The sequence below is a fragment of the Umezawaea sp. genome, from assembly GCF_057122925.1.
The window spans coordinates 68,637-94,062 of the sequence record NZ_DBNGPQ010000057.1; the positions used below are offsets into that span (position 1 = coordinate 68,637).

23 protein-coding genes are annotated in these 25,426 nt (G+C 70.9%); 11 read left to right on the forward strand and 12 right to left on the reverse strand.

The window, feature by feature from the left end:
• Positions 1-7 precede the first annotated feature (7 nt).
• From AC156L_RS13330 to AC156L_RS13360, 7 genes are all read left to right on the forward strand, one after another.
• On the forward strand, positions 8-316 hold the full coding sequence (locus AC156L_RS13330; protein ID WP_330879693.1) for an NIPSNAP family protein: 309 nt from the start codon (positions 8-10) through the stop codon (positions 314-316).
• A 73-nt stretch (positions 317-389) separates the two neighbouring features.
• Positions 390-998, forward strand: coding sequence for a DedA family protein (locus AC156L_RS13335; RefSeq protein ID WP_330879692.1), 609 nt, complete (start codon positions 390-392; stop codon positions 996-998).
• 96 nt (positions 999-1,094) lie between these two features.
• Positions 1,095-2,087: a hypothetical protein gene (locus tag AC156L_RS13340; protein ID WP_330879691.1), complete on the forward strand. Its 993-nt coding sequence runs from the start codon at positions 1,095-1,097 to the stop codon at positions 2,085-2,087.
• A gap of 650 nt (positions 2,088-2,737) precedes the next feature.
• The gene (locus AC156L_RS13345; RefSeq protein WP_330879690.1) at positions 2,738-3,592 is read left to right on the forward strand and encodes a TauD/TfdA family dioxygenase; all 855 of its coding nucleotides are present in this window, start codon (positions 2,738-2,740) and stop codon (positions 3,590-3,592) included.
• Positions 3,593-3,650: 58 nt separating this feature from the next.
• Positions 3,651-3,911: a hypothetical protein gene (locus AC156L_RS13350; protein WP_330879689.1), complete on the forward strand. Its 261-nt coding sequence runs from the start codon at positions 3,651-3,653 to the stop codon at positions 3,909-3,911.
• Positions 3,899-4,042, forward strand: a complete 144-nt coding sequence (locus AC156L_RS13355) for a hypothetical protein (RefSeq protein WP_330879688.1) — start codon at positions 3,899-3,901, stop codon at positions 4,040-4,042. The genes AC156L_RS13350 and AC156L_RS13355 overlap by 13 nt, the downstream gene beginning before the upstream one ends.
• Before the next feature lie 368 nt (positions 4,043-4,410).
• Positions 4,411-5,931: an RICIN domain-containing protein gene (locus AC156L_RS13360; protein WP_330879687.1), complete on the forward strand. Its 1,521-nt coding sequence runs from the start codon at positions 4,411-4,413 to the stop codon at positions 5,929-5,931.
• Positions 5,932-6,065: 134 nt separating this feature from the next.
• Here AC156L_RS13360 and AC156L_RS13365 read toward each other — a convergent pair whose 3' ends face one another.
• From AC156L_RS13365 to AC156L_RS13390, 6 genes are all read right to left on the reverse strand, one after another.
• Positions 6,066-6,677, reverse strand: a complete 612-nt coding sequence (locus tag AC156L_RS13365; protein ID WP_330879686.1) for a class I SAM-dependent methyltransferase — start codon at positions 6,675-6,677, stop codon at positions 6,066-6,068.
• A complete protein-coding gene (locus tag AC156L_RS13370) occupies positions 6,664-8,151 on the reverse strand; it encodes an MFS transporter (protein ID WP_330879685.1) in 1,488 nt (495 codons plus the stop codon). The genes AC156L_RS13365 and AC156L_RS13370 overlap by 14 nt, the downstream gene beginning before the upstream one ends.
• A gap of 652 nt (positions 8,152-8,803) precedes the next feature.
• Positions 8,804-9,319 (reverse strand): DinB family protein, encoded by a 516-nt coding sequence (locus tag AC156L_RS13375; RefSeq protein ID WP_330879684.1) that lies wholly within the window; start codon positions 9,317-9,319, stop codon positions 8,804-8,806.
• A gap of 128 nt (positions 9,320-9,447) precedes the next feature.
• Positions 9,448-10,731 (reverse strand): NAD(P)/FAD-dependent oxidoreductase, encoded by a 1,284-nt coding sequence (locus AC156L_RS13380; protein ID WP_330879683.1) that lies wholly within the window; start codon positions 10,729-10,731, stop codon positions 9,448-9,450.
• Between the two features lie 16 nt (positions 10,732-10,747).
• Positions 10,748-11,602: an alpha/beta hydrolase gene (locus tag AC156L_RS13385; protein WP_330879682.1), complete on the reverse strand. Its 855-nt coding sequence runs from the start codon at positions 11,600-11,602 to the stop codon at positions 10,748-10,750.
• Complete coding sequence (locus tag AC156L_RS13390) at positions 11,599-12,822, reverse strand: metal-dependent hydrolase family protein (protein WP_330879681.1); 1,224 nt, start codon at positions 12,820-12,822, stop codon at positions 11,599-11,601. The genes AC156L_RS13385 and AC156L_RS13390 overlap by 4 nt, the downstream gene beginning before the upstream one ends.
• 57 nt (positions 12,823-12,879) lie before the next feature.
• On the opposite strand from AC156L_RS13390, the gene AC156L_RS13395 reads away from it, so the two are divergent.
• On the forward strand, positions 12,880-13,476 hold the full coding sequence (locus AC156L_RS13395; RefSeq protein WP_330879680.1) for a TetR/AcrR family transcriptional regulator: 597 nt from the start codon (positions 12,880-12,882) through the stop codon (positions 13,474-13,476).
• 176 nt (positions 13,477-13,652) lie between these two features.
• On the opposite strand, the gene AC156L_RS13400 is transcribed toward AC156L_RS13395, so the two are convergent.
• Positions 13,653-14,456, reverse strand: a complete 804-nt coding sequence (locus tag AC156L_RS13400) for a fibronectin type III domain-containing protein (protein ID WP_330879679.1) — start codon at positions 14,454-14,456, stop codon at positions 13,653-13,655.
• A gap of 300 nt (positions 14,457-14,756) precedes the next feature.
• Here AC156L_RS13400 and AC156L_RS13405 point away from each other — a divergent pair, with 300 nt between their 5' ends.
• From AC156L_RS13405 to AC156L_RS13415, 3 genes are all read left to right on the forward strand, one after another.
• Positions 14,757-15,692, forward strand: coding sequence for a HEAT repeat domain-containing protein (locus AC156L_RS13405; RefSeq protein ID WP_330879678.1), 936 nt, complete (start codon positions 14,757-14,759; stop codon positions 15,690-15,692).
• A 143-nt stretch (positions 15,693-15,835) separates the two neighbouring features.
• Complete coding sequence (locus AC156L_RS13410) at positions 15,836-20,908, forward strand: phosphotransferase (protein WP_330879677.1); 5,073 nt, start codon at positions 15,836-15,838, stop codon at positions 20,906-20,908.
• A 32-nt stretch (positions 20,909-20,940) separates the two neighbouring features.
• Positions 20,941-21,942 carry an outer membrane protein assembly factor BamB family protein gene (locus AC156L_RS13415; protein ID WP_330879676.1) on the forward strand — a complete coding sequence of 334 codons (1,002 nt, stop codon included), beginning with the start codon at positions 20,941-20,943 and terminating at the stop codon, positions 21,940-21,942.
• Here the strand turns inward: AC156L_RS13415 and AC156L_RS13420 are convergent.
• The 5 genes from AC156L_RS13420 to AC156L_RS13440 all read right to left on the reverse strand — a co-directional run bounded on the left by AC156L_RS13420 (position 21,929) and on the right by AC156L_RS13440 (position 25,421).
• Entirely contained in the window at positions 21,929-22,342 is a 414-nt protein-coding gene (locus AC156L_RS13420) for a hypothetical protein (RefSeq protein WP_330879675.1), read from the reverse strand. The two genes, AC156L_RS13415 and AC156L_RS13420, sit on opposite strands and share 14 nt — an antisense overlap.
• Positions 22,343-22,397: 55 nt before the next feature.
• Complete coding sequence (locus tag AC156L_RS13425; protein ID WP_330879674.1) at positions 22,398-23,354, reverse strand: EamA family transporter; 957 nt, start codon at positions 23,352-23,354, stop codon at positions 22,398-22,400.
• Positions 23,355-23,365: 11 nt separating this feature from the next.
• Positions 23,366-23,743 (reverse strand): hypothetical protein, encoded by a 378-nt coding sequence (locus tag AC156L_RS13430; RefSeq protein WP_330879673.1) that lies wholly within the window; start codon positions 23,741-23,743, stop codon positions 23,366-23,368.
• 122 nt (positions 23,744-23,865) lie between these two features.
• Complete coding sequence (locus tag AC156L_RS13435) at positions 23,866-24,423, reverse strand: uridine kinase family protein (RefSeq protein WP_330879672.1); 558 nt, start codon at positions 24,421-24,423, stop codon at positions 23,866-23,868.
• A gap of 236 nt (positions 24,424-24,659) precedes the next feature.
• Positions 24,660-25,421 (reverse strand): helix-turn-helix domain-containing protein, encoded by a 762-nt coding sequence (locus AC156L_RS13440; protein ID WP_330879671.1) that lies wholly within the window; start codon positions 25,419-25,421, stop codon positions 24,660-24,662.
• Positions 25,422-25,426 lie beyond the last annotated feature (5 nt).

The window sequence follows — 25,426 nt, forward strand, 5'->3', positions numbered from 1 at the left end:
GCCCGCTGTGCACTACGAGATGAGGCGCGAGCAGGCGAGGCCGGGGTGCCTCGACGACCTGGTCGCCCGCATGGACGAGCTGGTGGTCCCGCTGCACCGGGAGAAGGGCATGACCGTCGTGGGCACGTTCGTGGACGCCGAGGACGGCTTCGTGTGGCTGCGCCGGTTCGCCGACGACGCGGAGCGCGAGGCCGTGGTCGACGCCGTGCACCGCGACCCGCGCTGGCGGGACGGCGTCGGACCCGCGATCCGGGAGCTGCTCGCGGGCTCCACCACGACGACCCTGCTGCCCACCACCCGTTCCGACCTGCGCTGAACCCGAACCACCTACCCCTGAGGAGATCCCCCGTGACGACCCACCCGCGGCCCACGACGGCGGGCGGCGGCCCGTGATCGACTGGCTGGACCTCGCCGAATCGGTCATCACCTCCCCGTGGCTGTACGCGGTGCTCATCGCCGTGTCCCTCCTCGACTCCTTCCTCCCGCTGATCCCGAGCGAACCCGTCGTGATCATCGCGGGCGTCCACGCCGCCACCGGCCAGACGAACATCGTGCTGGTCGTCGCCGCCACCACGCTCGGCGCCTTCCTCGGCGACCTCGTCCCGTACACCGCGGGGCGACTGCTGGGCCCGCGGGCGCTGAAGCGGCTGCCACCCGGCGGCAAGCGGCGGGCGGCGCACGACTGGTTCACCCGCGAACTCGACTCCCGAGGCGGCTTCATCCTCGTGACCACGCGGTTCATCCCGGTGGGGCGCTACCTGGCCACCCTGTCCACCGGGATCGTCGGCTACCCGCTCGGCCGGTACCTGCTGTTCATCGCGTTCGCCACCAGCACCTGGAGCGCCTACACCGCGCTCACCGGGTACCTCGGCGGCGTCGTGTTCCAGGGGAACGCGCTGCTCGGGATCTCCGTCGGCGTCGGGCTCGCGCTCGTCGTGACCGCCGCCCTCGAAGGGGCGCGCCACCTCCGGGCGCGCCGGAGGGCCGAGAGCGCGTGAGCCCGAAGCGCCGGCTCGTGATCCGCACCGCCCGGCCCGTGATCGCTGCCAGACTCGGGCGCTGGTCGAGACCTTCACGAGCAGAGGAGAACCCCCGTGCCACACCGGAAGATGAGACGCCTGCTCACCGCCTTCGTGCTCGGCACGGCGCTGGTGGTGCCCCAGGCGGGTCAGGCCGCCGCGGCGGCCTGCACGTGGCAGAAGACCGTGTGGGACCTGCCGGAGGGGGCCGCGGTCGGGCAGGTCGCGGGCTACGACGGCGGCCGGTACGCGGTGGGCGTCACCGGACGGAGCCCGGTCTCGGGCGGGGGGATCGTCAGCCCCAGGGGAACGCTGTGGGACGGCGGCAAGGTCGTGCTGCGGGTCGCGGGCGAGGTACCCCACTTGCGCGACGTGAACGCCGCGGGCCTGGTGGTCGGTGACACGGTCGTCGACGACCGGTTCGTGGCGGTCACCGTCGGCCACGACGGCCGGACCACCGCACTGCCCGCGAACCCCGCGTGGACCGGCTACTCGGCCTGGGAGGTCAACAACGCCGGGGACGTCGTCGGGTGGGCCTCCGTCGGCACGAGGACGATCCTCGTGGTGTGGCCAGGCAACGCGCCGGGCACGTACCGCGAGCTGCCCACCCCGTCGTTCTCGGCGAACTTCCTCACCGACGTCGACGAGCAGGGGCGGATCATCGTCCAGACCAGTCCGGGCGGCGGCTACGTGGTCAGCCCCTCCGGCCAGTGGAACGTGCTGGCCGCGCCCGGTGCGGGCGCTTCCGGAACGCCGTGGGACATCCGTGACGGCCGCGTCGTCGGCGGCATCAGCGGCAACGGCTACGCGGCGGCCGAGTGGGACGCGCAGGGCAGGCTCGCGCGCACCACCGGCGGCGGTGCCGTCGAAGGGCGGTCGATCGGTGGCAGCGGCACGGTCGCGGGCTACGCGTTCGCGGGTTCGGTGCAGCGCGTGGTGCTGTGGCGCGACGGGGTGGTCGTGGACACACCCATCCCGTCCCAGTTCGCACTGGCCGGGTTCAGCGACGACGAGCGCACGATCGTCGGTGTCGAACTGAGACGACCCGCGCACTACCGCTGCTCCTGACCGCCTTCCGCGCCCGCTGCTCCCCCTTCTGCCCGGTTCTGCTGATCGCGGTGCCTCACCGGCGGTGGCGACCACCGTCGGTGAGGTCGGGCGCGCCCGTCCCACCTGAGTGGGCCTGACAGGTCTCCTGTCCACTGAGGACAGTCGATGGCCTGCGGGGCGGCCCCCGGCCGCGCGGAGGGGAAGGCGGCGACCGGGGACTGGTTCACGAGGTCGGTGCGGCGGTCGCCTCTCGGCGAGTGGCTCGACGCGGCTCCAGCCGAACGGTGTTCCGCGAAGGCTCGTGGGTGAGGCCCGGGGGACACGGACCGCACCGACCGTCCTCTGCGACGGCACGGGCTGCCCCGGTGTTCCCGGCGGGAAGTGGTCTCGCCCTCATCGCGGCCCGGTGGGGAGAGGCCCTCCGCCACCTGCGTGGATGAGCTTCTCGCCAGGCGCGCGGTCGAGGCCGACGTGGCGGCCACTCGGATCCGACGGCGCGACACGGCAAACCCTACAGGCTATTCATCCGCGGTCCTCGGAACAATGACACCGCGAGTATTCTAGGTGTAAAATCATGCTGTCACGGACAATGCCCTTGACGCCCTCGGCAGGCTCTACCCAGGCTTTGCAGCCAGTTGAACTGGGGATGACCTTCCGGAACGTCGAAGATGAACAACCTTCGTTCCGGGCTGCCAGGGGGAATCATGGAGCATGATCTTTCACCTGATGCTTTCAACGCGTCACGAATCCCGCTTTCCGGTGCCTTGGGCGACTTTCTCGGCGCCGGTTCCACCGCGCCGGAAGACGCACGCCGCGAATTGATGGCGCTGGTCGACGAACACGTCGACGCCGGTTCCGGGGTGCTCGTCGGGTTCTCGCGGCTGCTGGGCGAGATGTTGCCGCAGGACAACGAGGGTACGCAGGTCAGAGTGGTGCGCGACCGGGGCACGGCCATCGGCGAGGGCGCGCGGGCCCGGTACTCCGACTCGCGGTTCGGCGGCAACCTGCACACCGACGGCGCGGAAGCGCCGTTGCCCGCGCCGGAGCTGTTCACCCTGCTGTGCACCCGCCAAGCCGACGTGGGCGGGGCGTTGGAACTCATCCACCTCAGGGACATCGTCGCCGCGCTTTCCGACCAACCGGACGTGCTCGACACCCTGCGCGCGCACTTCCACTTCGACCGCCGCGGAGATCAACCGGAAGGCGAATCGCCGACCGTGCGGAAGCCCGTGATCTTCGAACAGGGTGGGCGGGCGGCCATCACCCATCTCCGCAGCTACATCGAAAAGGGACATGCACACCCTCCGGTCCCCGACCTGTCGGCTGCGCAACTGCACGCGCTGGACACCCTGGACGCCGTGATCGCCTCTGACGAACACCCGAGGACGGGAAAATTGCGCCCCGGCGAACTCGCTCTGTTCGACAACCTGTCCCTGCTGCACGGCCGCACCGAATTCCAGGACGAACCGGACCGCTCACGGCTGCTGCTGCTGCTGCGCACGTGGATCCGCCGGAGCGGCTGAGCCGTGGTGATGCCCGCACCCGCGCCCGCGCCCGTCGCGGTGGCCCGGAACCCTGGACGTGCTGGCCGCAGGCGTCGGCGGGCGCTTCCGGCAGTTCGCCGCCACCGATGCGGTCGGCAGGCGACGTCCGACCTCGTGGCTCGCGCTGGACGACACGACCGCGGCTGTGGAGACCGCCGCGGTCGCGGGCGGGCTGGTGCTGTTCCGCGCCTACCTCCAGGCCGAGACCCCCGACGAGTACGCGGGGCGGGTGCTGGCGACCTCGCAACTGGCCGTGTCGGCCCTGTGGCTGGTCGTCTCGGCGGGGTGGGCGCCCTGACCCTGGTGGTGGCGGTCCGCACGGTGATCTTCTGCTGGGGGGCGGTGATCGTGTTGTCGGCGCTGGCCTGCCAGGTGGTGCTGCGCCGTGCCGATCAGCAGCGTCCCCAGTTCGCCCGCGGAGAGGCGTGAACCTGTGCCGGAAGAGCAGGTCGGCCCGCTTCGGTACGTGTTTCGGCAAATCTGCGGATTGTTCGTCCTTCTGCCGTTCACCTGGTCAACCGAAGCCCGAGAAATGCGGCTGGCCGCACCGGTGGATTGATCGTCACCTGTTAGGCGGCGTGTGCGGATTCGTCTCGTTGCGGACTTGTGGTGACAACAGCGGCCTCTAAAGTCGTGTTCGACGATCCGATTGTGGTGAGAAGCAGGGTGTGCCCGTCGTGCCTGTTGCCGGCCTCGGGGGTTCGCATTCGACTTATCCGCAGCAGACCGGCAGGAGGGCGCGTCCCTTCAGGGTTCGACGCCCTGTGCTTCTCATTCTCCTGGTTGAGGAGGAACGTGTGGCGCAGATCGAAGCGGGCCGAATCCACCGGCTCAGGAACAGGGCGCTCGGGCGCTATCTGAACCTGGACCCGTGGCAGGACACGGCCGAACTCAAGTGGTTCGTGCTGTCACCGGTCAACACCCGTAACCCCGGGGTGCAGCAGTGGCACGTCTTCCCCGTGGACGGGCAGGGCTACCTGCTGGTCAACGCCCAGCGAGGGTGGGCGGCCGCCAACATGGAGGACGACCACAACACTCCGATCCTGGTGGCCCGGCCGCACCGCCACGACGGCCGTGACCTGGCCGAGCACCTGGTCTGGACGCTGACCACCGCCGAGCAAGGACTGACGCGCATCCAGCACCGCGGCTGCGGGGCCTTTCTCGAAGGTCTGATGACGCCTCAGCCCAACAGCACCGCGGTGGCGGCCGAATACCCCCGCAAAGAGGACGACAGCCAGGTGTGGACGCTGGAACAGGTGCGGGAGGATCCGCGGGTGACGGGCCTGTCGGTGATCGACCGGCAGGCCGACGACATCGGTGAGGTGACGCACCTGACCGGGTTCGAGCGGCCACCGACGGAGACGGCGCCGGTGCTGATCGGCCAGATCGCGGTCCCGTTCCCGCTGGTCGTGTCGCCGCTGACCAACGCCGAGGCCTCGGCGCGCTCACCGTACTTCCTGCTCAAGCGGTACGGGTTCTGGGAGCAGACCGACTTCCACGATGATCTGGGAGACACCGCGCGGACCCGTCAGGTGCAGACCGCGGTAGGACTGGTCAGCCCTGATCCCGCGCAGGTGCTCGACCGCGCCGGGTGGAGCGTCACCGCCGACGGCGAAGCGGTCTTCGGGCAGGCAGGCGTCCTGGCCGAGGGCATCTGCCAGGCGCTCAAGCTGACCCGCGCCCCCGACGGCACCCAGCCGGGCAGCAAGCCGGCGACCGTGCGTGAGATCTCCTACCCCGGCGACCAGCGCCGCCGTGCGGACGTGGTGTGGTCGCGCGCCGACCGGTACGTCCTGGAGTACCTGGACGGCACCCCCTTCTACGAATGGACCACCCGCGGCCCCGAGCACGTCCACGAGCAGTACGTCGAGCCGCTGCTGCCCGAGCACGTGTGGATCACCGCCAGGCACTCCGGCAAGCGGTTGCAGGTCGAGGCGGGCAAAACCGACAACGGCACCGCGATCGTCCAGCAGCCGTCCACCGACGACGACGCGCAGAAGTTCACCCTGACCTGGGCCGGTGGCGGCTCCTACCGCATCACTCCCAAGGTCTCGGGCAAGGCGCTGGACGTCAAGGACGGCAAGACCGAGAACGGCCAGCAGGTCATCCAGTGGGACTGGGCTGGCGGCCCCAACCAGCGCTACCGGATCGAGCCGTTCGGCGAGGGCGACCACGTCTTCACCGCCGCGCACTCGGGCCAGGTCCTCGACATCCGCGACGGCAGGACCGACGACGGCCAGCCGCTCATCCAATGGCCCCTGCACGGCGGCCCCAACCAGCGCTTCGGCATCGACCCGATCAGCGACGCCGACTGGTGACCGACGTGTCCCCGCCAGGGCGCGGCCCTTCTGCGTCGAGGAGCGCCGCGCCCCCGTCACCCGTTCTCACGGCCGAACACGACCTGCGCCAGGCTCGACCGGTGCCACCACGTTGATCATTTCGTGAGGGCCGGTCAGTGCTTCCGGTAGACCAGGCGGATGTTCTGCGGGCCCGCCGAGGTGCGGCGGCGTTCGAAGAGTTCGTCCAGCAGGGCGATGACCGGACGGCGGCGGTGGCGGGTGAACACCGGGCGCCAGAGGAACAGGACGAGTTCTCCGCCTGGTCGGAGCACCCGGTGCGCCTCGCGGATGGCCGTCAGCGGATCCGGCATCTCCTCGAGGCTGTAACCGTAGAACAGGGTGTCGGCGTGGTCGTCCGCCAACGGCAGCTTGCAGCCGTCTCCGGCCACGTAGGACATTCGGGCGCCGGGCCTGCCGTCCAGCTGGTGCTTCAGCGAGTGCATGGCCGACGGTGACGGGTCGAGCGCGATCAGGTCGTTCTCGCTGCCCAGGTGGGTCTTGAGCGCCGCGGTGTAGAAGCCGCCCCCGCTCCCGACCTCCAGGCTGACGCTGCCCGTGCGGCGGCTGATCACGCGCAGGTCGCGCCGGGGGAGATCCCACCCGAGGATCATGCGCAGCAGCGGACTGCTGATCAGCCGGTACAGGCGGTCGGGTGTGCGCCAGCCGCCGCGGACACCCGGCGGGGCCGGGTGCGTCGTGCTGGTCTTGAGGTCAAGGTCGGTCATCGTCGTGTGATTCCTTTGTTTTGGGCAGCGCGCGTGCGGCGGCGATCACGGCGAGGGCGAACAGGACGGCGCCGACCACCAGCGCGCCCCGCAGGCCGGTCACGAAGGCGGCGCGAGCCGCTTCGAGCAACCGGGAGCCTGCTTCGGGTGGGAGTTCGGCGGCGGCGATCGTCGCCTCGGTGAGGCCGTCTCGGGCCTGTGTCGCCGCACCGGGAAGGCTGGTCGTGTAGATCAGGGTGGCGATGCTGCCCAGCACCGTGACGCCGAGTCCGGCGCCGAGTTCGTAGGCGGTCTCCTCGACGGCGGCAGCCGCGCCCGCCTGTTCGGCCGGGGCCGCGGCGAGCAGGGCGTCGGAGGCGGCGGTGAGCGAGATCGAGACGCCGAACCCGGTCGCGGTCAGGACCGGCCCGAGCAGCCACAGGTTCTCGGTCGCCGTCAGACCCGCGGCGCAGATCGCCAGGGCCACCGCGCTGACCGCGAAACCGGCGACGGTCGTCAGGCGGTTCCCGAACCGCTGCAACAACGGCCCGGCGATGACGCTGCCGATGACCGCCGAGGCCATGACGAACAGCAGTCGCAACGCGGCAGGCATCGGCTCCAGCGCGAGCACCAGTTGGAGGTACTGGGCGAACAGCAGACCCAGGCCGACCAAGGACGTCAGGACCAGCAGGACACTGCTGACCGCGACGCTGAACGCCCGGTCGTGGAACAGCGTGACGTCCAGCAGCGGGACGGGAAGCCTTCGTTGCCGTCGGACGAAGGCGACGAGCAACAGGCATCCGAGCAGTCCGGCGACCGGGCCGAGGAGGAACATCGTGCCGCCGTGCGGGGTCTGCTTGATCGCGAAGGCGATGCCGATGACGCCCGAAGCGGCCAGTAGTGCGCTGAGCACGTCCCACGGTCCGTCCGGCGGGTCTGCGGACTCCGGGATCAGCCAGTAGGTCAACGGGATGGCCACGACCATCACCGGCACGTTGATCAGGAACGCGGCGTGCCACGAGAAGGTCTCCACCAGGAAACCGCCGAGCAACGGCCCGAGCACCGCGCCCGAGCCCGCCACCCCGCTCCAGATGCCGATGGCCTTCTGGCGTTCGGCGCGATCGGGAAACGCCTGGCGCAACAGCGACAGCGTGGCAGGCATGATCATCGCGCCGCCGACGCCGAGCGCGGCCCGCGCGGCGAGCAGCACCGCGACGTTGGGTGCCCACGCGCAGGCGAGGGAGGCCAGTCCGAACACGACGTACCCGAGCACCAGGATCCGGCGCCGACCATAACGATCGCCCAGCGTGCCGAACGCGAGCAGCAGGGGCGCCGCGACCAGCGAGTAGATCGCGATGATCCACAGCTGACCACCCGCGGTGGGCCGCAAGTCCTCCGCCAACGCGGGCAACGCCATGTGGAGCACGGTCGCGTCCACGGACACCAGCAGCAGACTGGCGCACAAGATCGCCAGCACGAGCCAGCGCCTGCTCACCAGCACCCTGGGAGGGGGGATCGTCACAACGGGTTGGCCTCACGTAAGCGCGGATGCGGACATCCATTGTGGCTGATCTCGGTCTGCGGCACCTCATACTTCGGGTGTTCGCGGATCATCCTGTGGTCGTAGGGTTCATGACCACCTGGCTGAACCGTGTCGGGCCAGGGGGCTGGAGTCGGTTGTCGACGGTGTCGCTCGACCAGCGGTCGTCGCCGGGACCACACCGCACATCGAGGCGCCGGACGCCCACCGGCACGGGCAACGATCACGACGCTCGTGGTGCGGCTTGCGAGAGAACTCCCGGTGTGGACACCACCGTACCCGCGGCGAACCGGCCAGGCTCGCCACCGCGCCGCCCCTTCGACGGTCCGGCAGCCAGGTCGGGCCACCGCGGCGTGGTGCCGGGTCGATGCCCGCGACGCGCGGGATCTGCAAGACCAGTGGCTGAAAAATTTCGCGATCTTCCCATTCCTGGCGTAGCTCGGCCGCCAATTCTCCTGTCGAGATCAGGTGCACGGTCGACGGCAACACGCTCTTGAGGAGGCGTTCCGCTCCTGCTCCGAGGTGCTTGACCGGGTGGCCCGCGATGTGGATCCCCGAGCTGCTCGAACCATCCTGGACAGGAGCGGGTGAGTTCACGGCGAGACCGTCACGGCGTCCTGCCGTCCTGCACCTGACGGCGGATGTCCAGGAGGTGGTGGCGCACCTCGTGCACGGTGTGCACCGCGACCCACCGCAAGGACCGTTCGACCGGTTCGGGGAAGGGGTACACGAGCACGCGCGACCAGCCGGGGGGATCGACCTGGTCGAGCACGTTGGTGAACAGCCGCGCGGCGTCGGTGAGCTGGCGAGCGACGTCGACGGGGTCCTGCTTCGCGTAGCCGTCGTGCTCGACCCGCTCGTCCCTGCCCATCGGCGCGCAGACGGGCCGATCGGCCCACCGCGCGGTCAGGACCCGCTCGCGCTGCACGAGCAGCACGTCGCGCAGGTGGCAGGCGTACTCCAGGGGTGACCACGTGTCCGGTCGCCGCCGCTTCGCGAGGTCGTCAGGAGCGTGGCCGCGCAGGATCTCGTCGACGGCGGCGGCCCCCTGCGTGATCGCCGGACCGGCCGCGGGGGCGTCATCGGGGTCGTAGGTGAAACCGCACTCCAAGCACTGGTCCATCGCTCGACGATAACGCGGTGCCCCGGCGGCGTTCAGGTGGTGTGCGCGCCGAGTGTCGCGGTGCTGTCGACGTCGTCGGGCACGCGATGGCGGAACACCCGGACGCAGCGCCTCGTCCGGGTCCCGGCTCAGCCCATCACCGTGCCCGAGTTCGCGCCGTTCCGGTTGCGCCTGCGGGAGAACGCGCCGAGGTCGATCTCCACACCGGTGCGCGGGGCCCGGAACCGGACGGGCGACGCGTCGTGGTCGGCGCCGCTCTCCACCCGGTTGATCAGTTCCGCCATCAGCTGCCCCACGACCGGCGCGTTCTTGAACTGGTTGCCGCTCGTTCCGATCGCGAGGTAGTAGCCGTCGAGCTCGCTGCGGTCGTAGATCGGAGTCCAATCGTCGGCGACGTCGTAGACACCCACCACACCGCGCGCCCGGTTGGGCACCGCCAGGTCGGGCAACCGCCGCGCGGCCCGCGTGACCTGAGCGTCGAAGACCGCGGCCGTCGGACGGATGTCGACGGCGTCCGGGTCGTCGGTCCACTGCATCGGATCACACTCCGGTTCGGTTCCGCCGATGAGCAGACCGCCTCCCACGTCACCGCGGAAGTAGGTGCCCAGGTCCATGTCCGCCACCACGGGCCCCACGTAGCCCGCCGGGACCGGCACGTGCGCCACTTCCTGCCTCATCGGGCGCACGCCGACCGTGAAGTCGGACCCCACGCCGGCCAACCGGTTCACCGCGCCCGACCACGGACCGGCCGCGTTGACCACGACGGCGCAGGGAATCCGGGTGCCGTCCGACAGCCGCACCGACCTCACGCGCCCCCCGGCCCTCTCCACCGCTGTCACCGTGCTGCGGAAGCGGAACTCCGCCCCGCGCGCCGAGGCCGCGGCGGCGAGGTTCACGGCGGCGAGGCTCGGGTCTGGGACGTAACCGGCGTCCGGGGTGTACACGCCGCCGAGCGAGTGCCTCGCATCCTCCCAGAACCGCTCGTCGTCGAGCCGCTTCGGCGGCCAGTAGCGGCCGGTGTCGATGCCGGGAACGCGCTCGGCCACCGTCCCGCTGTCCCACTCCTCGTAGGGAACGCCGATCTCGTCGAACAGCGGGAGCCACGACGTGCGCGGAGCCGCCTCGACGTCCAGCATGACCAGCCCGCTCCTGCGGAACACCGCGAGGTCGCCGACGTCGTGCCCGAGGTGGTCCGCCCAGTCGAGCCAGCCGGAATGTGCTTCCCACGCCGTCGCCACCCCCGCGGTGGTGGAGAAGTTGAACCGGACGATCGCACTCGATGCCGAGGTCGACCCCTGTCCGGCCCCTGGGGCCCGATCGAGCACGACCACCCGGTGCCCCGCCCGCGCGAGCTCGAGGGCGATCGACGAGCCGATCACCCCCGCCCCGACCACGACCACATCGGTGCCCACACGTCGCCCTCTGCTCTCAGAGGGCACGGCAGGTCCTGAGGTAGCTGAGGAACGAGGCCTGCAGGCCGGTCAGGTGCGTCTCGCGCAACACCTCGCTGGTGACGTTCGCGCCGGAGGCGGTGAGGCGGTGCAGGACGGTGGCCGCGTTCTTCGCGAGGTTCTGGTAGACGGGCAGGTCTCCGAGCAGCTCTCGGTCGTTGACGGTCAGGTGGATCTGGGCGGAGGGCAGGCTGTCGCCCATCTTGTCCAGCTGGGCGAAAACCTGGCTGTCCTCACCGACGACGCCGGGGCTGCCCGCTCCGACGCTCTCGAAGAGCGCGGTGCCGGTGAGCCAGGCGTAGAGGCTGAAGAGTCCGCCGTAGGAGTAGCCGAAGAGGCCGTGGCCGCTCGTGGCCGTGCCGTGGTCGCGGTGGATCCGGGGGTGCAGTTCCGAGGTGAGGAAGCTCAGGAAAGCGTCACCCCGGGTGTCTCGCAGCTCGGCGGTGTAGGCGTCGGCTTGCTCACGGGTCGTCACGCCCGCCTGGACACCCGTCTCCACGGCGTCGAGGAACTCCTGGGCGACGGGCTCGCCGGGTGGCACGAGGTCCCTGTTGCGCAGCCTGGTCCAGTGCTCCGCCTCCTCGCCCGCGTAGCCCACGCTGACCTGGATGTACGGCTTGATCTTCTGCATGGGGTCCTGCTGGGTGACGATGAGCGGGGCCGTCAGGCCCACCGTCCAGTTGCCGTCGAGCACGTACACGACGGGTGCCGGCGCTGTGGTGGGGTCGTAGCCCGGCGGCGTGGTGACCCAGACGCCGTAGTCGCGCCCACCGCTGGAACGCAGCTCGAAGTAGTCGGTGTCGGCGAGGCAGCCGTGCCACATGGTGCTCATCGGAGGTCCTTCACAACACGTCCGTTCTGGACGACGAGTACGGCGTTGGCGGGGTCGGCGAAGATGTCCGGGTCGTCGAGCGGGTTGCCGTTCCAGAGCACGAGGTCCGCCTGCTTGCCGGGAGCGATGACGCCCACCTCGGCCAGACCGATGATCTCGGCGTTGGTCTTCGTGGCCGCCACGAGAGCGTCCATCGGCGTCTCGAGCCGTGCGCGCAACCGGAGTTCCTCGCCGCGGCGGTCCTGGGCGGGGCCGATGAGGTCGGAACCCAGCCCGATCCGCACCCCGGCCTCCTTGGCGACGGCGAGCGCTCCGGCCATCCTCTCCCGCGCCCCCGCGAGGCGATCGCGGACCGAGTCGTCCAGGCCGGCCGCGGCAGGATCGTGCAGCAGCCGCTCGACGACGGCGAACGTGGGCACCAGGGCAACCCCGTGGGCCGCCATCAGCGCGGCCGTGGGTTCGTCGAGGTCCGTGCCGTGCTCGACGCAGCGCGCCCCGGCCTCGACCGCGTTCCGGATGCCCTCGTTGTTGTGGGCGTGCACCGTCACGTAGGTGCCCCGCGCCGCGGCTTCCTGCACGGCGACGGCGATCTCCTCGACGGTGAACTGGGTGTCGGTCAGCCGGTCCTTGCCGCCCACCACCCCGCCGGTCACGCAGAGCTTCAGGAACGACGCCCCGCGCCGGAACGCCTCGCGCACGTTGCGCCGCAGCTCGTCCGCGTTGCCCGCCATCATGGACAGGGCGCACAGGCCGGGAACGTGGTGGCTGCTCCACAACTCGGTGGGCTCCCACTCGGCCCCGTAGTAGCCGTGGCCACCGGTCTGGCACTGAACAGGCCCGCACGACACCACGCGCGGCCCCCTGACCCTGCCCTTCGCGATCGCGGTGACGACACCCCCGTCGATCCCGCCGGTGTCCCGGACGGTCGTGAAGCCGGCGTCGAGCGTCGCGCCCGCCGCGGCGAAGATGTCCGCCGCGATCTCGGCGGCACTGATCTGGAACGAGAACTGCGGCTGGACCAGGCTCGACAGCCCGAGGTGCACGTGGGCGTCGATCAGGCCGGGCGTCATGGTCAGCCCACCGGCGTCGAGCCGCTCACCGTTCGCGCTGGAGCCACCGAGCTCGGAGAAGCGCCCGTCCTCGACCGTGACGGCGACATCGCACGGATCGCGACCCGACCCGTCCACGACCGTCGCGCCCACCACCTGGAAACGTCCCACGGACCCTCCGATCGGTTTTCCAATGGATAAATCTCTTCCAATGGATAAACTACGGACATGGCCCTGTCAAGCACGGCACGCACCGGCGACGCACGCGAGCGCCTCCTGGCGCGTCTCCTCGAGGTCTTCGACGACGGTCTTCCGCCGCCGGAGACCTCACTCCGCGAGATCGCGGCCCGGACCCGGACCAGCCACGCGCTCCTGCGGTACCACTTCGGGTCGCTCGCGGGGGTCCTGGCGGCCATGCTCGGGGCACAGCGGGCCCTCGACAACGAGGCGCTGTTCCGGGACGCCGGGCAGGGCACCTTCGACGACCTCGTCCTGGCGATCTGGCGGACCTACACCCGCCCGGAGCAGCTGTCGCGCGTCCGCGGGTTCTTCCACGTCGTGGGGCTGGCCGTGTACAGCCCGGACGACTTCCGCGAGTTCGTCTCCTCGCTGGACGACCTCACCAGGAGGCTCGCCACGTTGGCGGAGCGCGAAGGGCTCGACGCAGGCAAAGCCCTGACCAGGGCCACCGTCGCCGTCGCCGCGATCCGTGGCCTGCTGCTGCAGGAGGTTCTGACGCCGGGGGCGTGTTCGCGCGACGCGGTCGCGCTGATCCTGGGCATGAGCGAGGAGCGGTCCGGTCCACGGACACGCTCAGAGGAGTGAACTCGCACGCGCCCGGCCGGGAAGTCCAGGGCGCGGAGGTGACACGTCCGCACCAGCAGCCGACACCTCGGCAGGCACGGCGGTGCCGCCCTGCGAACCGTGCGGCACGACCGGGAACAGCGCGTCGCGGACGAGACGCCGCCCCCGGTCGGCCACCTCGCCGCCGTGACGACCGGCTAGGCCGGGGCGGTGTTGAAGACCAGGCCCTCGCTCTTGAGCGAGGTGCTGCCGGTCGTGTCGCGTGTCACGACCTTCACCCGGTACTGGCCGTCGGGGACGAGCCCGGTCAGGGTCACCTGTTTGTCCACTGGTGTGGCCACCACGGTGTCGTTGATGTAGACCTGGTAGTAGGCGGTCGGGAACCACCAGCTGTTGGCCTGCCACGTCAGCGTCGCCGTGGTCGCCGTGGCCGCGGTGACCGTCAGGTCGGTGGGCCGCAGCGGTCGGTCGGCGATCAGTCCGAACGACTGGATGGACCCCAGCAACACCGAGTCACCCGTGTTCGGGGTGCACTGGGCGTCGACCCTGGGCAGCGGCGAGCCGTCGGAGGCCTTGGGGCGCAACGACATCGACACGGTGCCGAGGCGGATCTGGTAGGTGCCGGTGGTGTTGAGGTACAGCGGGGCCAGCCCGCCTGCCGCGTGCAGCCACGGCGTGTCCTGCGTGGCCGCGAACCTCAGGTTGCCCTGGACCTGCTTCGTGGTCGGGCCGACGGCCGAGGCCTGGACCACCGCGGTGCTGTCGCCGTCGACCCGCCCGCTCACCAGGCTGGTGATGTCGAGGTCCAGGTCGACGTAGGAGTACTGCGAGTAGGACACGCCGTTGGTGCCGACGTCGTCGGGCAGGCCTCCGCCGAAGTGAACGCCGACCGGCACGCTCAGCCCGGTCGAGGTGACGCAGGTGTAGGAGCTGACCACGTCGACACCCGCGGCGGTCGCGGTACCCGCGGCGGCGCCGGACAGCGCCAACGTGGCGGCCACGATCAAAGCAGGACGAGCAGGAATCATCATCTGTTTCCCCTCCGGTTTCCCTTGCCGCGCTCCAGTGTGGCCGCGCCGGGTGGGGACGGGACACCGTCAACCGGCGTAAGGGTTCCCGAGGGCGCGGGTCGCGACGTGCACCGCGATCATCGCGGTGCTGGACGTGGCGAGCGGGTTCAAGGCCGGGAACGACGGGCCGTGCGGCCGAACCATCACGACCGTCGGGCCCATCGTCGAACTCGCGCGGCGGCTCATCACCGGTGGGTGACGTCCGGTCGGGCGGTGACTAGCGTGTGGTGGGTGGCTCGATCGGCGGCGTTCGAGGAGTTCCTGGCGGCGGTGAACGCGTCCGTCGAGCTGACGGGCGACTCGCTCGACGAGATCCCCGGCATCGGGGCGTTGTACGACCTGGTCGGCGAGGAACGGGTCGAGGCGGAGGACGTCCTCATCGCGAAGCTCGCCACGAACGACGGGCGGGTGGCCGCCGCGCTCGCCGACGCCGACTGCGTTCGAGCCATTCCGGCGCTCGTCGAGGCGACTTCCGAGAGGGCGGCGCCGACGATGCGGGTGTTCGCCGCGCGGGCGCTGCTCAGGTTGGGCGACCACTCGGGGTTGCCCGCCCTGGTTCGGCTGCTGCGCCGGCACGAGGGCAGTGGTTTCGACCGGGGCGCCGCGGCGCGGTCGCTGACCGAGTTCCCCGAGCCGGATCGGGAACTCCTGCTCGACGTGGCGTCCACCGACCCGGATGGGACGGCGCGGTCCGAGGCGGTCCAGGCGTTGCTGACCGCGGTCGGGCTGGACGACGACGAGGTGCTGTGGGGAGAGGTGCTGCTGAGCGTGAGCGGGCGGCTGCTGTCGTCGTTGTCGACCGTGAGGGCCGAGGCGCTGGCCGAGCTGCGGGAGATCCTGGCCAGGTGGGACGCGGGGGAGTCGGTCGAGGACCTGGGGCTGACCTGGCGGGCCGACCGGGAGGCCACGCCGTTGCGGCGGTTCGTCGAGAGCGTCGACAGCGACAGGGCGGACTTCTCCGTCGACGGGCTGGAGGCGTTGACCGGTCGTGAACGGACGCTCGTGGAGAACCTCGTCCTGTTGCGCCTGCACGCGGATCGTCGTGCGGTCCGGGCGGCGGGCAGGCTGGGGGTGAGCCGGGCGGTCGAGCCGCTGCGGGAACTGCGCGGGTCGGCGGAAGGGCACGCGCTGGCGGAGATCGAGTCCGTGGTGGAGGGCCTGACCTAGGCGAACGCCGTGGTGACGTCGTGGTGACGTCCCGGCCGCGCACCCGCTGACATCCTGGGGCGTCCGTACCTGGTCGGTGAAGGTGCTGAATGCCGGTGCCCGTGAAAGCCCGTGCTCCGCGGCCACCCGCGGTGGTGTCGCCCGTGGTGCTCCCGCGCGGTGGGGATGCCCGCGGTGCGGTGGACCCCGGACCCGCGGACCTGGTTCGTGCCCAGGCGCTGGTGGGCAACGCGGCCGTCTCCGCGGCCATGGGTGGCCTGCCGCGCGGGACCGAGCCGAAGCGGGAGTCGTGGACCGCGCGGATGTTGTTGGCCGGCCAGCGGATGGTCGGCAACCAGGCCGTCGCGATGGGAGCCCCGGCGGTGGCGCCGCGGGTGCCGCCGGTCGGTCGGCGGGCGACGCCCGCGCGGCCCGTCGAGTCGAAGGCGAAGCCACCCGCGGCCGACGTTCCCGACCGGAAGGACGCGCGGGACTCGTCCACTGCGGTGCGTACGGACAAGGTGCCGCCCAAGGAGAAGACCGGACCACGAACACCTGGCGCGGATCCGAAGTTCCAGGCGCTGACGAAGGACGTCACCACCAAGAAGAGGACCATCGGTTCGAGCCACCCGCCCGCGACGGCCGAGGCCGGTGCGGCGCAGGCGGCCGCGGTGGCGCCGTCCGACGACCAGGAGGCACGGGGCAAGGCGGCCCACGCCGAGGACATGGACGCCGCGCAGCCCAAGGAGTTCGACAAGAAGGCGTTCGTCGACGCGGTGAGGAAGGCGGTCGCCGACAGGGCCCCCAAGAACCTCGACGAGGCCGACAAGTTCGGTGGGTCAGGCAAGGCCGACGAGATCAAGACGGAGGTCCAGGGCGAGGTCGGGGCGGGCAAGGACGCGTCGGCCAAGGAGATCGCCGACACCACCGCCGCACCGCCGCGACCCGCGCCGGACGCCAAGCGGGTCGTGCCCCTGGCGTCGGACAAGGTGCCCGCCAAACCCGGAACCCCGAACCCGAACCTGGCCGCCCCCGACACGCTGCCGCCGTCCGCCACCGACATGTCGGAGGGCCCGCGGCAGGTCGACGAGCAGATGGCCGCGGCGAACGTCACCGAGAAGCAGCTGTCGTTCAAGAACTCCCGCGAGCCGGGGTTCGACAAGGCGGTGCGGGACAAGAAGACCGTGGAGGCGCACTCGTCGGCGGCACCGAAGAGGCTCCGCGCCGACGAGTCCCGCAGGATCGGCGAGGTGAAGGCCGGTGCGGCCGCTCGTGGTTCCGCGGCCATGGGCGGTCTCCACGCCACCCGCGTCGCCACCGGCCAGCAGGTCGGCACCGGCAAGGGCAGGACCAAGAAGACCGACGAGGACAAGCGGACGGAGGTCACCACCCTCCTTCAGGAGGTCTTCGACCAGACCAAGTGCGACGTCGAGAAGATCCTCACCGACCTGGACGGGAAGGTCGACGACGAGTTCACCACCAAGGAGAAGCGCGCACGGGACCGGTTCACCACCGAGCACGAAGACGGGATGCGCCGCTACAAGGACGAGCGGTACGGCGGCTGGGACGGCTGGATCAAGTGGGGCCGGGACCTGTTCGCGGGCCTGCCGGAGGAGGCCAACCGCATCTACGAGCGGGCGAAGGACCACTACCTGGCGGAGATGGACCGGATCATCTCCGACATCGCGGACCTGGTCGATCGGGAGCTGCGCCGCGCCAAGGACCGCATCGCCACCGGCCGCGGTGAACTCCAGGCCGCCGTGGACAAGCTGCCCGCGGACCTCAAGGCGATCGGTCGCGAGGCGGCCACGGAGTTCGCAGGCAGGTTCGACGAGCTGAAGGACACCGTCAACGACAAGGGCACCGAGCTCGTCGACACCCTCGCCACGAAGTACACCGACGCCGTCAAGGCGGTCGACGACGAGATCGCGGCGGAGAAGGAGAAGAACAAGGGCCTCGTCGCCAAGGCGGCCGAGGCGATCGGTGGCGCCATCAAGGCCGTCATCGAGCTGGGCCGCATGCTGATGGGGGTCCTCCGCAAGGCCGTCACCGCGATCGGCGCGATCCTGGAGGACCCGATCGGCTTCCTGGGAAACCTGGTCACGGGCGTCGGCGGCGGGCTGAAGCTGTTCATCCGCAACGCGGGCCGCCACCTGGAGCAGGGCGTCCTGGCCTGGCTGCTCGGCACCGCGGCCACGGCCGGTCTCCAGATCCCGACCACGTTCGACGTCGTCGGCATCCTGCTGATGATCGCCGGGCTGCTCGGCATCTCCTGGCTGAACATCCGGTCCCGCCTGGTCCGCAAGGTGCCGGAGAAGGCCGTCCTCGCGGCGGAGACCGCGGTGCCGGTGGTCGCCCAGGTCAAGCGGCAGGGCGTCCGCGGCATGGTCGACGACGTCGCACCCCGTGTCGGGGACCTGAAGAAGACCCTCGTCGAGGACCTCAAGTCCTACCTGCTGCCGACGATCGTCATCGCGGGCATCACCTGGATCCTGTCGCTGTTCAACCCGGCGTCGGCGTTCATCCGCGCCTGCAAGATGATCATCGACATCATCCGCTTCATCGTCACCAACGCCCGGCAGATCATCGACTTCGTCAACGCCGTGCTCGACGCGGTCATCGCGATCGCCCGCGGCGGCACGGGCGGTGTGCCCGCCCTGGTCGAACGCGCGCTGGCCCGCGCCATCCCCGTGCTCATCGGCGCCCTCGCGGCTCTGCTGGGCGTCGGTGGCATCGCGGGCAAGGTCCGCCAGATCTTCCAGAAGCTGTCCCGACCGGTCAACCGCGCCATCGACCTGGTGATCGACAAGATCGCCGGACTGGTCAAGAAGCTCTGGGCGAGGATCAAGCCGAAGCCGCCGCGCAGGAGGCCTGCGCGCCGTCCGGACGGCCGCGCACCGGTCGGGCCGCGCAGGACACGACCCGTCGACCGCCGCCGGCGCGACCCGCGCCGCCCGAAGGACGACGCCCGGCAGCGCCGGAAGCTCATGGCAGCGCTGCGCGAGGCAGGCAGGCTGGCCGACCGCGTCTCCGGCGACCAGGACGCCGTGCGGCGCGGGCTGCCCGCGATCAAGTCCCGCTACCGCTTGACGCTGTTGACCGCGGTCACGCGCCAGGGGACCGGTGACGCGGTGCTGTTCATCTTCGACGGGGCGATCAACCCGCGTGCCACGGTCGAGCACCTGGCGCACGACACCTACTTCGACGAGGCGAAGCGGGCCTACAAGAGGCCGGATCCCGCCGACAGCCTCGACTTCGCGATCGACGACATGCCGGGCCGGATGGGCGCCACCGTGCCGGGGCTGAAGAAGGTCATCCGGCTCGGCGAGACCCAGGCGCGCAGGTACGCCGAGAAGTGGGTCGCGGAAGGCAGGCTGACCAGGACGGTCACGGCTCGCGGCCGGGTCGTCTACAGCTTCGTGCACCTGACGGCCGACAGCCTCCGAGTGCCCTACGACCACCCCGAGCGCGACAGGTGGATGGCGGGCGCGGCGAGGATCCACCTGTCGTCCACGACGGCGGCCCGCCTCTGGTACCAGCTCATCGCGGGCATGCGCGACGGCAAGCCGGACAACTTCGAGATAGTCGCGGACACGCTGATGCGCGGGATGCGGGTCTCGCCGGGCAAGGGCGCGCTCTGGTCGAAGGGCGTCGACCTCAGCGACTACGCGGCGAGCCTCGGGTTCGTCACGCTGGAGAGGCAGGAGTTCTACAACGTCACCGAAGGCCTCGTGCTGCTCGACAACTGGTCCATCGTCCGTCCGGTGTGGCAGGCGTTCTCCGAGCGCTACGCGCGTCAGCTCCGCAGGGAGATCCACATCTTCGTGCGGCAGCTCGTGTCCGGCTCGGTGCTGGTCGACATCGAACTGCCCGCCGTGCGCAGGACCGTGCGGGCCCTGGGCAGGCCCATCGGGCTGAGGTTCCACGGCATGGACTGGGGCGACGACCCGACGAAGGTGCTGCGGGAACCGGTGCCGAGGTACTGGCGCGAACTGCTGGCCGACGGCACGCCGCTCGACCAGGGGCAGCAGCAGGTTCTCGACGAGAAGGGCGCCGGCTCCGCGACCGCGCAGGCGCGCAACCGGTTCCGGACGAGCCAGGCGTCGAAGCGGGCGGCGGGGACCAGGACGCCGTCGGGGGACGTCGAGCCGAACGCGTTGCGACGGTTGATGGAGTCGCTCCCGGTGGTGCCGCACGTGGAACCCGCGATGCGGCGGTTCGCCCGGATGTCCGTCAACGCGCCGGGGGACGTCCGGCTGGTGCCGGTCGGGGGCGGGTTCTCCGGCGCGCCGGTGCTGCGGATCGTCGACGCGACCACCAGGCTGCTCGGCGTGCTGAAGATCTTCCCGAGCCAGGAGCAGTTCGCGATGGAGCTGTCGGCACTGGCCCGGCTGGGACGCGTGAAGATCGTCGGCGGGCGGGCGGTGGCCGCTCTGGGCGTCGCGCGGACGTCCCGACGGCCGGGGGCGGCGGGCATGGTGGTCTCGACCGCGGCCCGCGGCAGCGACGTCGAGGGGATGATGAGGGACACCGGCGCCACGCCGACCGGTCCGGCCCGCGCGCGGATGTTCGGGCAGCTGAGCGCGGCCGTCGCGGGGATCGGGCGCACGCTCGCCCAGCTGCACACCACACCGAGGGGCTCGGGCGGCCCGGTCGCGTCCGCGTTCCTGCGACGGCACGTCGACGACATGGTCGACCGCCGGGACAGGCTGACCGGCTTCCGCGACGAGCTGGCCATCGCCGGCATCGACGTGACCGAGTTGCAGTCGCGGATCGACCGGCTGGTGGCCCGGTTCCGCGCCAACCCCGGCGGATCGGCCCTGGTGCACGGGGACTCGCACCCCGGCAACTACTTCTTCGACGCCGCCGCCGGGGTCACGATCATCGACACCACCACGCTGCACTTCTCGATCGACGCGCGCGGAACGCCCATCGGCGCGCCGTCCCGGGACGTGGCCAACTTCGCGCAGCAGCTGGCCCACTACAGCGTCACCCTGAAGCTGACCCGCGCCGAGGTGGCTACGCTCCAGTCCGTGTTCCGCGCCGCGTACGCCTCCGCCGGTGGCACCGGCACCACACCCGAGGCGGACGCGTTCTTCCGCGCCAGGGCGTCGCTCGGCTGGTTGATGCGGGCGATGAGCACCCTGCGCGCGACCGCACGTCCCGGCGTGCCGCCCGCGATCGACCCCGTGCAGCGGCGTCACATCAGGTTGGCGAAGGAGGCTTTCGGTCTGTGACATCACCATTCCCCTTGTCGGCCGGGGGACGCGTGCGGTGGCGGACCGCTCTGCCCGACCGCCACGTCATCGGGGTGTCGGTCGCCGCGGACGGGATGTGCTTCGTGGCGACGGGTAGCGGCGTGCTCGCGCTGGACGGACCCGAGCCGCGGTGGTCCGCCGACACCGCCGCGCACTGGGGCTGCCTGCTGTTCGGCGACGGCCTGCTGGTCACGGGCGGGGCCGACGGGTTCGTGGTGCGCGAGCAGCGGACGGGGGCGGTCGTCGGCGCGGTCGAGGCGACGCCCACGTCCGGGCCGGTGTCGCTGGGCGAGCTCCTGGTGTTCCTGGCGGGGCAGGCGCTCCGCGCGACCACGGTGACCGGGGAGGTGCGGTGGGAGGTCGACGTTCCCGCGCTGTACCCGCCGCTCGTGCGGCGCGACACCGTGGTCGTCGCCGAGGACACGGCGGTGCGCGCCCTCCGCGCGGACGGCGGTCCGCTGTGGAGGGTCGAGCTGTCGGGGGAGGTGGACGGATCGCTCGTCGGCCTGCCCGGCGGTCACGTGCTGGTGCCGGTCCGGGGCGACGACCACATCGGGTTCGTCGTGGTCGATCCGCACGGCGGGGTCCGCCCGGTGCCCGCACACCTGCCGCCCGGTGACCTGGTGGTGCCGGTTCCCGGGACCGGCCTGCTCGTGCTGCCCGGCTGGCCGGAGCCGGACGACCTCGGCGAGCCGCATGCGGTGGTGACCGTCGTCGACAGCGGCACGGGAGTCGTCGTGCGGCGACACCGCGTGCCCGCCGAGGCCCACGGCGCGGTGGCGGGCGCCAACGGACTGGTCGCCGTGGCCGGCAGTCCGGCCTGGGACTACTGGGCGAAGTACCACGGGTGGCCCGGCTACGACCTGGAGGACGACTGCTACGTGCTGTTCCTCGACGCGCACGGCGCGCGTGGCGAGTGGCTGGCGAACACGCCCATCACCGGCCCGCTCGCCGTCGCCGCGAACGGCGACCTGCTGGTACCCGTGTCGGGAGAACTCGTCAGCCTGGGCTGAGTTCCAGACCAGCGGCGGGGAGGCGCGGTGGACGGCCGCGGCGGTCTGGACGAACGAGCGGACCAGGGGGTTGGTGGTACTCGTTGGGGATACCGCCCAACCGTTGTCGTCGGCGGATGACCAAGTCGATGATCCGGACTCGGCCGGTGATCGGTGGTGGCAGCGCCTGCGACGGTCGTGCGTTGGCGATGCCTTGGCGGGGGCGATGCGAGTGGTAGAACTGCCCGTGCTCCCGCAGGGCGGGCGGCAGGTGCCGCTGGTTCCGGAGCAGGGTGCGGTTGAGGAGTTCGAGGTCCACGACGAGGTTCTTCGCGGCTTGGGTGACCCGGGCTGCGGTCGGGTGTGCCGCGGCGCCCAGGATCCTGATCCGGCGGCTGGTGCGTTCGACGACCGTGAACACGTACAGGCGGTGCCGTCGAACGGGGTGGGGATCAGTCAGCTCCAAACAGCGCCGATCATGGTGTTGTCCGACCAGTGCGGTGTTCCTGGTCGTCCGGGTTCCCCATTTTCCGGCTGTCGTAGCGAATGACCGTGATGACGGCGACAAGCACCAGCACACTGCCGGCGAGAGCGACCGGTGGTAGGCGCTCGCCGAGCAGCAGCCAGCCCAGGAGCAGGGCGATCACCGGGTTGACGTAGGCGTAGGTGGAGGCGATGGACATCGGGGCGTTCCTGAGCAGCCAGACCAGACACGCGAACGGCACCACCCCGCCCGGGATGGCGAGGTACAGCACCGCGAGCGAGGAGGCGGAGGAGGCGTCGCTGATGACACCGGTGTGAACCTCGCCGGTCACGAAGGACAGGACGAGCAGGGCCGTTCCGGCGGTGGACATCTGAATGGTCACCGTGACGAGCGGGTCGCTGGGCATTGCCAGTCGCGCGGTTCCGAACGTGCCTCCGGCCTCGCAGAGCGCAGCCGTCAACAGCGCGGCGATGCCGACCGCGGACACCCCAGCGGTGTCCAGGCCGGAGGACAGGCACAGGAGCGCGATGCCGACGAAACCGACCGCGACGCCGAGCAGCACCACTGGGCGAGCCCGGTCACCGCTGAGCGCCCGGTACAGGACTATCCACAGTGGAACAGTCGCTACGATCAGTGCGGCCAGGCCGGAACTGGTGAACTGCTGTCCGTAGGTCACCAACCCGCGCGCGGCGGCCAACGTGAACAGTCCGGCGACCGCGGCACTTCCCAGCCACGTCGACGGCATGCGGAATCGTTTCCACCCATGACCGGGTAGCAGGAATGCGCACAGGACGACTCCGGCGACCAAGAACCGCGAAGAGGTACCCAGCAGCGGTGGGATGGTTTCGAGCATGATCTCGTTCGCGGCGTAGGTGGAGCCCCAGAGCAGGTAGACCAGCAGTAAGGCCACCACCACCCGGCCGAGCTGAGGCTTCGTACGGCTGACCATGGCTCGGTACACTACATTTCGTCCCGCGTCGCCAGCCCTGACCGCCATACGGCGAACTCGGAGAAGCCGTGCAGAAGTGGAGCCTCGGCCTGCCGTTCCTGTTCCGCGATCCACACCACCTCGCCGATGAGGACCGTGGGGTCGCGCACCGTCATTGAGCTGTGCAGCACGCATTCCGCAGTACCGCGCACGTGGTCAGCGGGGCATTGGCAGGTGGTGACCATGGCTCGGGTGCCACGGCACGCCGTCGAACGGCCGGTCGTAGCCGGCGGCGAAGGTGCGAGCCAGGTGAGAGCCGTCCACCAATTCCGGTAGAGCAGTCCGCCTGGGCTTGGCGTGTCGAGATGCTCGCGCTGATCGCGGATGGCGACCGGCTCTTCCTTGCACACGTTGACACGGTAGTGCTCAGCAGTCGGTGATCTGAGACGATTTCCGCTGGTCAAGTGCTTGGGCGTAGTGGGAAAACCCAGGCCGAGTTGGAGGTTGTTCGTGGTGCGATCACGGATGGCGTTCAGGAACTCACCGGATCGGCGGTGACGAGCTCGGTGACGGGGTCGTGGGCCAGTCCGGTCGTGCCCGCCACGACGATCGTCGCGTTCCTCCAGGGCTGTTCGCGGAGCATGAACGGTAGTTCCTCGGCCAGCCAGGCCGTGACGTGCCGCCGTTGGGCGGCGGAATCACCGTCGCGCGCCACCAGGCGGCGCCCCTGCTCGTCGAGGTCGCCCTGGACCCAGATCGACGCGTCGGTCCACGGAGCGAGTTCCTCGCGAATGCTCCCGGTGCCCTCGACCCACACGACCTCCGCCCCGGCGGGCACCTCGATCACACCGGGCCGCTGGTGCTCCACCCAGGCCGACGGCCGGAACGCCACGGCCTCACCCCGGTGCAGGGGCCGCAGGACGTGCTCGATGATCAGCGCCGCCCAGTCGAAGCACGCGTGGTTCCAGGCGACGTCGTCGGTGTGCACGATGCCGGACGCGGGCACGACGCGCCGCAGCCGCTCGACGAGCGTCGACTTCCCAGCACCACCACGCCCGTCGACCGCGATGACCAGCGGACGTCCGGTCACGTCAGGCGCCGACTCACGCAGCCGCCGCACAACGTCGACCAACGCCTCAACCCGCCACCCCGTGCCGAGAACCTCACCCGGATGCAGGCGCATCCACGACCTCCTCGCATCCACGACCGCTCCGGTCACGGTGAAGCGGCGGTTGGGTGAGCGACCCTACCGGCACTACCCGGCCACCCCCGCTGCTTCCCCACGAGACCTACCCCTCCACTCGCCCGGCCGCCGGCGACCGCACCTCACCCGCACCCCGCCAACCCGCTGATCACCTCCCGCGACCCCGCCACGTCGAGCGCCACGGCCGAGATCCCCTCCAGCGCCGCCCGGTACCCGGCGACGTGTTCGGGGTTCTCCAGGAACACGTCGGCCACCATGCTCTCCAGGTGCACCACCGATCGCCCGCCAGCCGCGTCGAGCAGCGCGAACGGCCCCGGCACCCCCGCGTGCCCACCCGCGCCGGTCGGCACGACCCGCACCACGGCGGGCACCAGCAGCAGGTGCATCAGCTGGTCGTGCATCACCGCGGGCCCGCCGACAGGTCTGCGCAGAGCCTGCTCCTCCAGGTAGAACACGGCTCCCGCCCGACCAGGCACCTCGCCGCACCGGAGCGCCCGCGCGTAGTCCGGTGTCCGAAGTGGACCGGGGATCACCGTGCACGCGTAGCACGTGATCGCCGTCGCCCGCTCGTGCTCGGCCACCGCGGTCCGCCCGTCGCCCCCGAACGGGCGGACCCACGTGTCCTTCCCGGACTCACGGCACAGCTCCACCAGCCGCGCGAACTCGGCGCCCTTCACCTTGCACAGCGCCAAGTACGCCGCCACGTCGGTCGCCGACGCGCCGCGCACACCCGCCTCCAGCTTCGACACCTTGCCGAGGCTCCAGCCGAGCGCGGCGGCGAGCACACCGCTGCTCCACCCGGCCGCGAGCCGCTTCTGCCGCAACTCGCCGCCGAGCCCGCGACTGCGCGTCGTCGACTCCCGCCTCGGATCCTGTTCGGACATACCGC

What these genes read in the sequence shown, in the direction of transcription:
- AC156L_RS13345 (WP_330879690.1), top strand. Translation starts at nt 2,738, where the DNA reads ATGAACAACCTTCGTTCCGGGCTGCCAGGGGGAATCATGGAGCATGAT.
- AC156L_RS13375 (WP_330879684.1), bottom strand. Translation starts at nt 9,319, where the DNA reads ATGGACCAGTGCTTGGAGTGCGGTTTCACCTACGACCCCGATGACGCC.
- AC156L_RS13385 (WP_330879682.1), bottom strand. Translation starts at nt 11,602, where the DNA reads ATGAGCACCATGTGGCACGGCTGCCTCGCCGACACCGACTACTTCGAG.
- AC156L_RS13440 (WP_330879671.1), bottom strand. Translation starts at nt 25,421, where the DNA reads ATGTCCGAACAGGATCCGAGGCGGGAGTCGACGACGCGCAGTCGCGGG.
- AC156L_RS13425 (WP_330879674.1), bottom strand. Translation starts at nt 23,354, where the DNA reads ATGGTCAGCCGTACGAAGCCTCAGCTCGGCCGGGTGGTGGTGGCCTTA.
- AC156L_RS13365 (WP_330879686.1), bottom strand. Translation starts at nt 6,677, where the DNA reads ATGACCGACCTTGACCTCAAGACCAGCACGACGCACCCGGCCCCGCCG.
- AC156L_RS13395 (WP_330879680.1), top strand. Translation starts at nt 12,880, where the DNA reads ATGGCCCTGTCAAGCACGGCACGCACCGGCGACGCACGCGAGCGCCTC.